Annotated in this window: 9 protein-coding genes; 3 read left to right on the forward strand and 6 right to left on the reverse strand. The window is 46.1% G+C overall.

Annotated features, from left to right (window positions below; all coding sequences use genetic code 11):
* Positions 1 to 171: 171 nt before the first annotated feature.
* Positions 172 to 1,641, forward strand: a complete 1,470-nt coding sequence (locus tag MF542_RS14300; protein ID WP_247020638.1) for a serine hydrolase domain-containing protein — start codon at positions 172 to 174, stop codon at positions 1,639 to 1,641.
* 66 nt (positions 1,642 to 1,707) lie between these two features.
* Here the strand turns inward: MF542_RS14300 and MF542_RS14305 are convergent, their stop codons facing one another.
* From MF542_RS14305 to MF542_RS14325, 5 genes are all read right to left on the reverse strand, one after another.
* Positions 1,708 to 3,738 (reverse strand): TonB-dependent receptor, encoded by a 2,031-nt coding sequence (locus MF542_RS14305; RefSeq protein ID WP_247020640.1) that lies wholly within the window; start codon positions 3,736 to 3,738, stop codon positions 1,708 to 1,710.
* Between the two features lie 122 nt (positions 3,739 to 3,860).
* On the reverse strand, positions 3,861 to 4,964 hold the full coding sequence (locus MF542_RS14310; protein WP_247020642.1) for an MBL fold metallo-hydrolase: 1,104 nt from the start codon (positions 4,962 to 4,964) through the stop codon (positions 3,861 to 3,863).
* 85 nt (positions 4,965 to 5,049) lie between these two features.
* Positions 5,050 to 8,214, reverse strand: coding sequence for an efflux RND transporter permease subunit (locus MF542_RS14315; protein ID WP_247020644.1), 3,165 nt, complete (start codon positions 8,212 to 8,214; stop codon positions 5,050 to 5,052).
* A 12-nt stretch (positions 8,215 to 8,226) separates the two neighbouring features.
* A complete protein-coding gene (locus MF542_RS14320) occupies positions 8,227 to 9,420 on the reverse strand; it encodes an efflux RND transporter periplasmic adaptor subunit (protein WP_247020647.1) in 1,194 nt (397 codons plus the stop codon).
* 127 nt (positions 9,421 to 9,547) lie between these two features.
* Entirely contained in the window at positions 9,548 to 10,171 is a 624-nt protein-coding gene (locus MF542_RS14325) for a TetR/AcrR family transcriptional regulator (protein ID WP_247020649.1), read from the reverse strand.
* 333 nt (positions 10,172 to 10,504) lie between these two features.
* Here MF542_RS14325 and MF542_RS14330 point away from each other — a divergent pair, with 333 nt between their 5' ends.
* Positions 10,505 to 10,954 (forward strand): BLUF domain-containing protein, encoded by a 450-nt coding sequence (locus MF542_RS14330; RefSeq protein WP_247020651.1) that lies wholly within the window; start codon positions 10,505 to 10,507, stop codon positions 10,952 to 10,954.
* Here the strand turns inward: MF542_RS14330 and MF542_RS14335 are convergent.
* A complete protein-coding gene (locus MF542_RS14335) occupies positions 10,923 to 11,915 on the reverse strand; it encodes a GlxA family transcriptional regulator (protein ID WP_247020653.1) in 993 nt (330 codons plus the stop codon). The genes MF542_RS14330 and MF542_RS14335 overlap by 32 nt on opposite strands.
* Positions 11,916 to 12,040: 125 nt before the next feature.
* Here MF542_RS14335 and MF542_RS14340 point away from each other — a divergent pair, with 125 nt between their 5' ends.
* On the forward strand, positions 12,041 to 13,819 hold the full coding sequence (locus MF542_RS14340; protein ID WP_247020655.1) for an acyl-CoA dehydrogenase family protein: 1,779 nt from the start codon (positions 12,041 to 12,043) through the stop codon (positions 13,817 to 13,819).
* The last annotated feature ends 12 nt before the right edge of the window (positions 13,820 to 13,831 follow it).

Below are 13,831 nucleotides of genomic sequence, written 5' to 3' on the forward strand. Positions count from 1 at the left end.
TTACACATGTAATCGGTAATGTAAAGCCTTTTTGTTTACGCCTGTAAACACAAATAAATAACGGTATATATCATCACAACAATTAATTGTGATTAGTAAATTATGAGACGTACTAACACATCAATAAAACAAACAAATATAACGACAGCACTTCACGGGGATTCAAAGGAAATGAAACATATATTTGCGTTAATCACCTGCATTTTTGCCGCCTCACATTCACAAGCCTCCGATCCAGAATATAACCCTTCTGATAAAGCGCTCGCCGCGCGAATAGACAATTATATGATATCAGGGGTAGAGAAAGGGTATGCGGGAACTCTTTTGGTCGCAAAAGATGGTAAGATTATCCTGAACAAAGGATACGGCTTTGCCAATAAGGAAAATGGTGTAGATAATACTCCCGACACAGTCTTTGATATTGGCTCAAACACCAAGCAGTTTACCGCTGCAGCTATTATGAAATTGGTGGACCAAAAGAAATTATCCACTACCCATCGCTTAGATAAGTTTTTTCCTAATACCCCTGATGATAAAAAAGACATAACTGTCCATCATCTATTAACCCACACCTCTGGCCTTGATTTTGGTTTTGGTGGTGACTTTGACGGCACTACTAAAAACGAGTTCTTGAAAAAAGCATTAGCCAGCAAGTTAATATTAGAACTTGGGGATTATAAATATTCCAACGCGGGCTATAGCTTGCTAGCTGCCATCATTGAGGAGGTTTCCGGAACTTCCTACGAAACCTACCTAAACGAAAACATTTTCAAGCCTGCGGGACTAGAGCAAACAGGCTATCTCTTGCCAGAACGGAAAGGACAATCTTTAGCGCAACAATACTGGCACGGTATCATCCCTAGAGGAACAACATTAGAGCGGTACCTTAAAGATGATAGCGTATCATGGAATCTAGTAGGCAATGGTGGTCTGGCAACCACGTCCAACGAGCTCTACATGTGGTTGGAGGCCCTGAAGACAGATAAGATACTGTCGGAATCTACCCGAGATCAGCTCTTCACCAGGCACGTGCCAATTCCTAATCGATCTAACGGCTACAACGGGTATGGCTGGGGCGTTCGGTCTGGTTACGACGGAAAAGATTTAATCACTCACAACGGAGGAAACGGCATATTTTTCTCTGGACTTGCCTGGTATCCAGAAGGTGACGTAACCATTATATATGCGAGCAACACCTCCACAGCAGAATGGCCAACCTACCAGATACACCGCATGATTTTTGAACCAGATTATGTGCCAAAAGCCTTTACAGTTTCTCCACATCGAGTGGTCTATGAATTTATGCAATCCAAGCCTGCAGCTGATGCAGCGAAATTGCCAGAATATTTTGAGAAGCAAACTGGCAAACCGATAATGCAACCATCTTTATTAAACCGGGTGGGCATCGCGTTTGAAGAACAAGGCCAATACGAAACTTCGATCGCTTTGTTCAAACTTAATATCGAATTGTTCCCCGGAAAAGGCAATCTGTGGGAAAGTTTGGGCGAAGGGTATCGGACTAAAGGCGATAAAGCTCAAGCTATCGCCAGTTATCAGCGGTCGCTAGATATTGCACCAGATGAAGGCTGTACCTGGTGTGCAAATGCAAAAGCACAAATTGCTGCACTACAAAAACAATAACCCGCTAAAAGCTGCTCACCTTCAAAAGACGAGCAGCTTTATATATAATTGCTCGAGACCAGTTATTTAAAATGTCGCCTGCAAGGTCACGCGAAGCTGCCTTGGTTCAAGCGGATGTGTGTGAAGATCTTCAACACCGGCTGCTTCACCTGGGAGACGACTTTCAAAGAAATAGCTAATATCCGGGTCTTTACTATCAAACAGGTTCAGGACCTCAACACCCAATTTGAAATTGCTGAAGCTATAATAACCACCCCAGTTTACTGTTGTTGTACTCTCTGATTTAACAGAACCGTCTTCAATAAGTGGCGCACCACCAAAATGACGAAGAATAAAGCTGGTGGAGATATTATCAGCAGGATCAATATCTACACCCGCACTAAACACACTTGGTACAGCATTCGGAATACGGTCCTCAGCTACACCGCCACGGAAGCGAGCACGAGTGTAGGCATAGGATGCATGCATATTCAGCCAGTCTGCTGCCTGCCAGAACACGCTGGCTTCTACACCAAATCGGCGTGTGCCATCATTCACTTCTGTTGTGCCAGCATCGCCCACGAACACAAGTTCAGAATCAAGGTTTAGCCAAAAACCAACTAAAGCTGCTTTAAATCTTTCTGTTTCATAGCGTGCGCCAATTTCAGCACCACGTGATTTCACATAAAGCGGTACAGCATCAACTGCGTCGCCAGTAACAGGGTCCACATTAATTGTACCGCCACGGGCGTCATTAGAATGGAAACCTTCGCCGTAGTTAGCATACAATTCAATCTCTGGAGCAACACGCCACGCCAGAGAAGCTGAAGGCGATACGATTGTATCAGTTTCCGTACCACTGTTTTCGTTAATCGTTGCATTTACATCTACAGCGATATGATCCAGCCTTGCGCCTGTTTCAAACCTTACATTCTCCGCAAGCTCGAACTGAGCCTTAGCGAAACCTGCATAACTGGTTGAAGAAACTTCATCATCACGAATAAGCGTGTGGCGAACCCTACCTTCAGTACCGTAAAGCCCAACAGCACCAATATCATCATGCCTGATATCTGCACCTACCGTAAACTTAACTGGTACAGGCGCATCCAAATGCCAGTGGCGCTGAATATTACCGCCAAAGATGGAGCGGTCATCAAACTGCTCAAATTCATCACCACGCACTGAGTCATTCAGAAAATATGTGAAGTTAGAAAAAAGGTTGAAGCTATAGTTGACATAATAGGCAGAAAAACTTGTATCTTCTGTTGCAACATTCGCTGTAATGGCAAAGCGCTCGGTATTACCGCCCAAGTCTTCATCAAGCGTACCCAAACGGCCAATTAAACCACTTTCTACCGCGCGGTTAGCGACCTGATCTGTAGCGTTCCAGCTAGCATCATAATAGTTGAAACCAACATTCCAACGAAGATCGTCAGAAGTGCCGGAAAGTTTTGCAAATGCATTCAACTTTTCAAGATCTTCTTCACGTTCGAATGGGCTATCATACAGGTTACCTTCAATTGCTGTAAGCAAGTGAACATCTTCGGCAATATCAAAACTTGCCGCAACCAGGCCGCGCGCAAAACCATTTTCACCAAACGTTACGCTTGCGATATTTTTATCAAGTCGATTGTAGGTGGAAATGGAAGAGCTACCCGCAGAACCAAAATCACCAACGTCAGTATGGTATGGCCCTTTTTTAAACTCCACGCGTTCAACAAGTTCAGGGATAATGAAATTCAGATCTGTGTACCCTTGGCCGTGACCGTGTGTACGCATATTGATTGGTGCACCATCAACGAATGTCGCGAAATCAGTGCCGTGATCAAGATTGAACCCACGAAGGAAAAACTGGTTTGCTTTACCAGTACCAGAGTGCTGGGTAGCCACAAGCCCAGGGATAACTTCAAGAATTTCCCCAACACGGGAAATTGGGCGATTTTTCAGATCATCGTAACCAACAAGCCCGCTTGAACCCGCTGTTACCTTACCAATGTTTTCGACATTACGCCCTTTAATCTCGATCACTTCGATATCATCATCGACAGTATTGAAATTAACTTCGGCCATGGAAACCGTCGCCATCATAAACGACGGCGCAACTAAAAACTCAAACATACTACCCCCACTGAATTGCCCGAGCGGCATACCACCCGAGCTTTATTGCTGTGCAAAAATTTTGTGAGGAAACTACAAGCTTTTTCCGAACTTTCAAGATACGGCGTAGCAATTTTTCTAAGTTATTTAAGCTTTTGCCACCAACGATCCTGACTATAGCTATCCAGATAATCTAAAGTAATAACATGACCAAACTTTGGTATTATCAATTCTATATTTTTCTGATCTGCCTCCACGAGCACACAGTCAAACGGTTCATACCATGTATGCATTGCCAGATTGAAAGTTCCGTTATGAACTGGCACCATAAAACGCCCATTTAAATCAACATGTGCCTGCACAGCTTGCTCTGGTGTCATATGGATATCAGGCCATAATTCATTATAGGCACCAACCTCCATAAAGGTGATATCAAACGGGCCAAGCTTTTCACCAATTCTTGCAAATTCCTTCGCATAACCGCCATCACCGCTATAGAAAATTTTATCACCACCGAAATCAAGCACCCAAGCAGTCCAGAGCGTGATATTACTATCCCCTACCCCTCGGCCTGAGAAATGCTGAGCTGGTACAGATGTAAGCTTGAGGCCTGCATGCTCTATACTCTCCCACCACACCAACTCTTCGATACGGTTTTCATCAACACCCCAGGAAATGAGATCACCACTAATACCGAGCGGTACAAAATAGCGGTTTGTTTTCGCCTTTAAGGTTTGGATGGCCCCTTTATCTAAGTGATCATAGTGGTTATGGCTGATGATAATACCTTCGATTTCAGGCAATGCATCCATACTGATCGGCGCTTCATGAAAACGCTTGGGACCAAGAAAACTGAAGGGCGATGCACGTTCTGAAAACACCGGGTCAACAAGCCAGTATTTACCTGCGCCTTTTATCAGCAGGCTTGAATGACCAAGCTTGATAATATGGGTTTTATTATCTGGCAGCGCATCCAACTGCGCTCGTGTTACTTTCTGAACTGGGATTGTAACAGTAGGCTCGTGGTCTGTTGTATCAAGTCCACGGTAGGCTGAGATAATCTTCCAGATATCGCCAGCGGCTTTTTTATTTTCATCAATATTGACGAACTTCTCACCATTGAATGCAGTAGATCGGGCAAGTTTATCTTCACCAATATTTTTTGCATTTATAGAATAAATCACGGCGGCTGCGATAACGATCAACAACACCAGAACAATCAAAATACCCTTTAACACTTTCAACACTGCCTTCTCCATCCCCCAATCTGGTTATTATAATTAGGCGCAGGCAGCCGAAGCCGCCCGCGCCTTAAAAGTTATTGGTTGAGGTTTATTCAGCAGCTGCCGCAGCAACTGCTTTCTTCTTGCCTCTCCGGCTATGATGGCCAAACACCTTCAGATGCATCATAGAAAGCGCTGGAATTGTGAAAATCAACACTGATGTACCAATGATAATACCAAAGCCAAGAGATACCGCCGTTGGCACAAGGAACTGCGCCTGTACGCTTGTCTCAAGGATAATTGGTGTCACACCAAGGAAGGTTGTTAATGTCGTAAGAAGGATCGCACGGAAACGTTCCAGCACACTTTCAACTACCGCTGTGTGGTACTCTTCACCTTCCGCAATACGGTCATTGATGAAGCTAACTACCATCAAAGAGTTGTTGATAATCACACCACTAAGGCCGATCACACCAAACATGCTAAGAAGCGTCATATCCATACCAAGCAAGCCGTGACCAATAAGCGCGCCCATAAAGCCAAACGGGATCGCCATCATCACAATAACCGGCTGAGAGTATGACTTAAAACTCAGCGCAAGAAGCGTATAGATCACCATCATCGCCATCATAAAGTTACGGGCAATAGCTGGAACCGTTTTAGCCTGTTCTTCCTGGTTACCAGAAAGCGTAATATGAAGGCCATCAAAGTTCTCAGCTTCACGTGGCAGGACCTCATTGAGGATATAGTTAGTCGCTTCACCTGCAGTAATCAGCGCAGTATCAACATACCCCGAAACCGTATAAACACGGCGCGAATTAATGCGGTTGATAGCCGCTGGTGCTGGTTCAATATTGATATCAGCAAGACTTGTTACTGGAATGAAGCCATCACCCACACGGATACGCAGGTTTTTCATTGCTTCAACAGAAAGGCGCTCCTGCTTCGGCAAGCGCACACGCACCTGAATTTCCTCACGATCACGCTGAACACGTGTTACTTCAGCACCAAAGAAAGTTGCACGGATTTCACGAGCCAGATCTTCCTGTGAAATGCCATACGAACGCGCGAGAGGCTTCAATGAAATCTGCACTTCATCAGTTGTGCGGAAACGATCATCCCGCACATCATATACACCTGGCAACGATTTTAGCTCACGTACAATTTCAGCCACCGCTGATCTGGTATCGCTATCAAGGCGCGTACTAACTTCAAGCTGAATTGGCGCACCAGGTGAGACCAGATCAGCCGTGAAAGTAAGTTTCTGCGCACCCGGGATTTCACCTACTTTTTCGCGCCATAGCTTCTCAAAATCGCTTGTTGAGAAATTACGAGAAGATGCATCTTTTAAGAGTAGTTCGATATAAGCCTTATTCGATGCAGCACCGCCATCTGTCGAAGGTGCCGCTGTAGCTGGTGCTACTGTACGGCCAAGCGATGTGAACACACCGCGGAGCGGATCATCATCCAGCTCAAAATCCTTCGCAGCTTCTTCAGCTGCTTTCGCAATGTAATCCGCATAGCGAAGAGTTTGTTCTTTGGACGTTGCTTCAGATAGTTCAAGTTCTGCAGTGATATAATCGCCTTCCACCGCAGGGAAGAAAACCACCTTCACAACACCACCTGTCAAAAGCGACATAGAACCCATAAAGATACCAAATGCCACAAGTACTGTTGCAAGTGGGTGGGCAGCAGTAGTTGTTACCGCACGGCGAATTGGGCCCTCTGTAAACCTACGCAGACGAGACGCAAACCAGTTACGGAACGGATCAGCAATCTTGCGCGGTGAGAAACGACGCGGGCCTTCAACACGCAGATGTGACAAGTGCTTGGGTAGGATGAAGAAACTATCAAACAGCGAAAGCACGAGCACACAAATCACAACAGCGGCAATTGGGCCAAGGAACTGCCCAAACGTACCCGGCAGGAACAGGAGCGGCACAAAAGCTACAATGGTTGTGGTCACAGAGAACAGAACGGGCGTCGATACACGGAGCACACCAATTTTCGCTGCTTCCTTGGGCGTTACACCTTGGTTGCGCCAAGTACCATGAATATTTTCACCCACCACAATCGCATCATCCACCACGATACCAATCGCGAGAATAAAGCCAAAAAGCGTAAGCATGTTGATGGTTACACCAAAGATGCTCATCAGTGTAAACGAACCAACGAAAGCCACGGTCACACCAAAAGCCACCCATCCCGCGATACGGATATCAAGAAATGCCATAAGAAGAAGGAACACAAGGATCAAACCAAGGATCGCGTTCTCAGAAAGCAGGCTCATACGCTGCTCAAGAATAGACGCTTCATCGCGCCAGAAGGCAGTTTCTATACCTTCAGGAAGAACGCCCTGAATATCTTCAGCGAAATACCCACGCACAGCATTTGCCAGATCGAGAATCTGTTCATCACCCGTACGGAATACCGTTACAAACGTTGCAGGCTTACCTTTATAAATTGCCTGAATAGGGGCTTCGGAAATACCGTCGTTAATATCAGCTACATCTTCAAGAAGGATCGGTGTACCTGTTTCACCAGAACCCAACACAACATTCCTGAACTGGTCGCCTGTCCGGCGTTCACCTGTTGAACGAACAAGAAGTTTCTGCCTGTTGTTTTCAATTTCACCACCCGATAGATCAAGGCTTTGCTCGCCAATACGATCAGAGATATTACCAAGGGATAAACCAAGAGATTGCAGTGTGTTTTCACTGATTGAGATATCGATCAAATATGGAGGTGCACCATTCACAGCTGCACGGGAGATTTCATCTAAATCAGTAAGGTCAGAGCGCACTCGTTCCGCAACACGCTTCAATTCCTCGACACTCTTATCACCATAGATAATCAACAGTGCAATAAGCTCGTCTTGCTCTGTATGAACCACTTGCGGGCGTTCAGAACGTTGTGGGAATACAGTAATCCGGTTAATCTCTGTCTGGATATCATCCAGCATATCCGGAATGCTTTCACCGTCTTCAATATCTACCAGCACGCTAGCAACACCTGTTGCTGCTAGGGCCGTGATTTTACGAACACCTTCCATACCCTCAAGGCGCTCTTCAATTGGCTTAACAATTGAAGTTTCCACCTCAGTCGGAGTTGCACCTGGATAAGGAACAGTGATTGTTACCCCCTGAATGATAATTTCAGGGAACAAGCGAGCATTCAGCGTCTGCAATGAAAGCAAACCCGCCATAATCAATACAAAAGCAAAAAGTGTGGCAGCTACCCGGTTTTCGAGAGCGCCTTTGATTAAACCCTTCATGGTCCTTGCTCCCTACTGCAATTGCGCAACAGCAGTTGAAGCAGCACGCACCTTAAGGCCTTCATGCTCTTCAGAAAGGATAGAAAGCACTAGCTGCTCGCCTTCCAGGCCGTCTGTAGACGCTACAAGCGCATTTTCGCCTTCATGGTCAATCACCGTAATCAAACGTTTTGAAAGCTTGCTATCTTTCACCACCCATACATAGCTGTCTTTGCGCACAGCACCAACTGGCACACGCCATACCTGCTGATCAGCCTCAACAGCAATTTCAAGGGTCATGAAATCGTTCGCAAACACGCGGCCTGCGTTTTCAGCGCTAAAGGCTTCAGGAAATACAGCAACTACAAGAGCCGTACGTGACGCTGCATCAATGGATGGTGAAAACTGATCCACATAACCAGTTAATGTACCGGAACCTACCGAGCCTTCATTAGGCTTGGCAACGGCAACGAGTTTACTTTCAGCGAGGATTGAAAGCGCTCTCGTTACCGCTGCGGCCTTTCGGGGGGAAAGCCCTGCTACCAGTTCGCCGGCGCGTGTATCAAGAATACGAGCTAGCTCCTGCCCTGGTGAAACATAGGAATCCAGTGAAATATTTTCTGATGTTACAAGCGCAGGAAATGGCGCTTTAACGGTGGTCCGCTCCAGATTTTCCTGAGCACGAATAAGACTTGCTTTCGCCTGCGCAACACCAGCTTCTGCCGCAGCGAGATTAGCAACAGCCTGATCCCGTGATGCTTCCGAAACAGCACCCGTTTTAACAAGATCAAGACGGCGCTCATTATCAAGGCGAGCCTGAACAAGGGAAGCTTCAGCGCTTGCAACACCTGCTTTAGAACGAGCTACCTCAGCTTCATAATCTGCTTTGTTGATCTGGAAGAATGTTTCGCCTTCAGCAAAACGGCCTCCAAGAACAAATTTAGGGTTCACATAAGTGATCTTACCGGCAACTTCACCAACAATAAGAAGGTTTTGGCGCGACTGAAGCCGACCTGGTGCTTCCACCACATATTTTCCATCTACCGCACTTGCCGTCATGGTTTCAACAAGCTGCCCTTTATCAACCGGGCGGTTTTGAGCCGCGGCATCTGCAACATTATTGCTGGCGCCTGCCGCCATCATAACAAAAACACCGCCCGCCAGTGCAACGAGACCGTAAACAAAAGAAAAACGGGAGGAGATAGATTTCTTTTCCACTTGTGGCATAGCGCCCTCTCTACTCAATATTCAAACATTCATAACCTGCTCAAGAGCACTCATAATGAGCACTCTGAACAACATTCCGTTGGCTTTCGCCATATGTACGGTGAGCTTGTTACCCTCTTTATCGGGGCTATATCTCACTCGCTTCGTCGCAACTCGGGTTCATTACCTGGGTATAAACATCAAGGCTTTCGTTAACCTCACACGGCTCCCCCCGTGGCAAAAGCGTGTTTATTACCTGTGCAACACCTTCCATGTAGGAGCGCAAATCTTCACCCCAATGGAATAACCCTTTAGATGCCATCTCAATGGTGAAGAGAATATTGAAGGCTTCATCTTTGCTTGAGCAAAGCCCTTCTCTCAGCAGCATTTCAATGCCTGCTTCCGTATATTCTTCCTCCATTGCTCTGGCGTGGTCTTTCATTTCAGCATTGGCAAAAGCAATCACCTCGAAACTATGCGGTGAAGACCGCATACGTTCGATATGTTGCCCGCCCCAGCAAAAACAGCTTTGAAGCAGTCTTTCTTTTGGCGAAAGCCCTTTGATACTAAGAGATGCTATCGCAGCCTCTTTCGAGCTTCTCATGCCAAACTCAATGACAGACCGAAACAGGTCTTTCTTATTGCGGTAGCGTTTGTAAATCGCCTGCCGGGACATACCAACAGCCGCTGCTACATCATCCATTGAAGCTTTTTTAAAACCGTAACGGATGAACACATCCATCGCATTTATAAGTAAAAGATCTTGTTCCATGAGACGTAGTTGACAAAAACTCGTAAGTTTGTCAACTACGTAAACATTGACAATTTTGTAAATAAGCGGCGAGCACTAGGTAAAGCTATATAATTAATAGAAAAAACTACATCACGCTGCACAGTATTTAAGAACCATTCTTAATATAAGGCAAATCTGTACAATCTGATTGTCTCGAAAAATGACGACTCAGATCACCCCCTCTAGCTTTATTAGCTAGTTTTTGAGCTGGTAATTTTTTGTTAACACTTAAATCTTACAAAATTTGTCATAATTAGTGATCCACCACTGTACAAATACGTAAAAGGCGTTGGGGGCCCGTGGGAGAGAGTTATGCCAAATTCCTTGATACAGCTTACTTACGCAAGCAAAGTGAACCGCTCAACCGAGCTGGATATGGAGCAATTGCTCCAGTCCGCTAGAAAACGTAATAAAGCCGAAAATGTTACTGGTGCCCTATGGCTCCACGGTAAGTATTTCGTGCAAATTCTTGAAGGGCAGCGCAGGAAAGTAAGTAACATCTTCTGCAATCATATCTGCGCCGACCACCGACATGGCGCCATTGATCTTATCAGTGTCAACCGTATTGACACGCGTACATTCCATGATTGGTCTATGGCTTTCCTTGGGGATAGCATGAGCAACCAACAGCTAATCCTGAAATACAGTAGTCAGGATAAATTTGATCCCTCTATTATGGACCAAAAGAATATCCTGCCGCTTATGTATAAGATGGCTGAAAAACAGCAACTTACTGCAACTGGCTTTTCCGGTACTCACTAGGGGTTTCTCCCACAATACGCAGGAATATACGGTTAAAGGAACCGAGGTCCGTATAACCCACTTTGTGGGAAACATCGATAATTCGATCACGCCCATTCTTTAACAGTAGCTTTGCCGCCCCAACCCGTACACGCTGGAGATACTCATTTGGTGTATCTCCCGTAGCGCCTTTAAAGCGCCGGCTGAAATTACGCGTACTCATTCCCGCCATATCCGCAGCACCTGCAATAGAGATATCCTGTGCATAATGGCGCTCAATCCATTTTTGCGCTGCTAGAATTTTTGTATCCTGATGGAATTTTTGCCCATCAAAATCAATGGTATTCACCATGTAACTACGGTTAAAACCGATAAGGAACCTGCGCTCTACTTCACGCGCAACGCTGGGGCCAAATAAAGTTTCGAGAATAAGAACAATCATATCACAGCTGGAAGCTATACCGTCTGCGCAGTAAATATTACCAGCACTCGTGATCGCACGCTCAAGCTTTAGGTCTACTACCGGATATTTCGCCTTAAATTCATCCGCATAGGGGGCATAAATGGTTGCTGCTTCGCCATTCAACAGCCCCGCTTCTGCAAGAAATAGTGGGCTGTTACTGATAGCGGCGATCATACATTTATTCTTCGCAAGCTTCTGTAGCCACGGGACTAAATCTTGTTCCGCTTCAAGCGCTTTATCCCCACTCCCCCAAAAAGCAGAAAGAAACACCACATCAGCGTCTTCCACATCCGCAATAGAAGCATCAGGAACAATGGTAACGCCAGAGGAAGATGCAGACGCTTCCCCAGTTGCACTTACAAGCTGAACGCTATGCTGCGGCTTATTGATGTGCATGGCGAGACCTGCGCTCATTTTTCCAGCGATCTGAATAGCAGCCCAGCAAAGCTCCTGAATCATATAAGCGCTGAACCCAAGGCTTTCTTTCGGGCAATACACCAGAATCTTCTTACCGCTCATATGATCATATTCCTTTGACCTGTACACCAAACATTTTGTCCTAAATACCATAGTATTTCAGCCAAATTCAAGAAGATAATGATGAAAATCGCTCATTTCTGCGGGTTGGAGGACGAAAGATGAACATGAACCAGAATTTAGCCAAAGATGCGGCAGCCGCACTGGATGAAAAACGTATGGGGGCTGCAGAAACGCGTCCTGAACAGAACAAAGGTCGAGAAGGCATGCGCCAGTGGATGGCAAAAATGCAAGAAAATGCTTACCTGACTGACCCAGATATTGTTCACACATTCCGGTATTGGCTTGGCGATGAATATGAGGAACTGCACCCGGAATTAGTTTCTTTCGGCGCGCGAGTTCCAGCTGAACTTGAACCGGCCGTGATGGAAAATGACCTCCGCTTCAACAACCCGCGTGTTGAACATTTTAACGGTATTGGTGACCGGGATGACCGCATCATCCACCACCCCAAATATAACGAAGCTGGGAATATCATCTACGGCTCTGGCATGATCAAGCGGCTCGGCACGATGGGTGGCCTGAAAGAAGGAATGGCTTTTTTCCTTCTGTCTTCATATTCCGGTGAAGCTGGCCATAACTGCCCAATTGCCTGCACGTTTGAGACTGTTCGCCTGCTCCGTTATGTAGATGATTTTCCTGAGCGTCAGCACTGGATTGATATGCTTGAAGTGCCAAACTACGACGATAACTTCACGTCATCCCAGTTCCTTACAGAAGTTCAGGGCGGATCAGACGTTGGTAAAAACGCGACCAAGGCCTGGAAGGACAGCGACGGCAACTGGCGTATTCGCGGCGAAAAATGGTTCTGCTCTAACGCTAATGCTGAATTAATGGTTATCACTGCTCGCCACAGCGAAGAATTTAAAGGCACCAAAGGGCTGTCAGTCTTCATCGTACCAGCACGTAAACCTGATGGCAGCAAGAATGACTTCACCTTCCGCCGCCTGAAGGAAAAAATGGGTACAAAAGCCCTTGCCTCTTCCGAGATTGATTTTCACGATGCCTATGCAGTGCCTGCGGGCAGCGTAGAGCGCGGCTTTAACCGCATGATGGAACAGGTGGTTCATTTCTCCCGCATTTCACTAGCAATCTCCGTTCTCGGCATGAACGAGCGTGCGTATCAAACTGCTAGAAACTATGCAGATACCCGGGAAGCCTTTGGAAATACCATCATTGATTATCCGCTAGTACAGGAAAACCTTGCGGGCATAAAAACTGACGTAACCGTTGGTCTTGCTGGTATGTACGCACTGCTTGCTGGACAGGACGATGCGGACACAGGTAAAGAGATGCCCGACTATATGCATGCCTTCCTCCGCCTGATGACCAACATCAGCAAAAGCATTATCTCAAAACGCGTGGTTGATAATGTCCACCATTCAATTGACACTTTGGGCGGTAACGGCGCTATTGAAACACAATCAAGCCTGCCGCGTCTACTCAGGGACAGTGTGATTTACGAGAACTGGGAAGGCACCCATAATACGCTTATCGTGCAGGTGCAGCGGGATATCGCTCGCTATGCTCATGATAAAGCTTACTTTAAAGCAATGGAAGATTATCTAGCTATGCTTCCCGCTTCTGTCACATCTGAAAAAGCAAAGGCAGAAAGCTATCTCACCATTCTCAGGAAAGATATGGAAGCATGCAAATCATCCAGCACGGCATTGCAGTCCATGAAGTTAAAGAAGCTAATCGAACAGATGGCAGATATCTTTTATTATGTCATTACACTGCTGGAGGCCGCTGACCAGAAAGAAAACGGTTTAGGTGAAAGCAAATTCGCTGCTGCGGAATACCACCGCCTTAACCGTTTAGAGACATCAGATATTGAATGGAACGAAGAAACGCTGGCGCTGATTAAAGCCGTCGTGTCAGCATAAAAAAAGGGGCTT

This window comes from Kordiimonas laminariae, assembly GCF_023008165.1.
Taxonomy (GTDB): Bacteria; Pseudomonadota; Alphaproteobacteria; order Sphingomonadales; family Kordiimonadaceae; genus Kordiimonas; species Kordiimonas laminariae.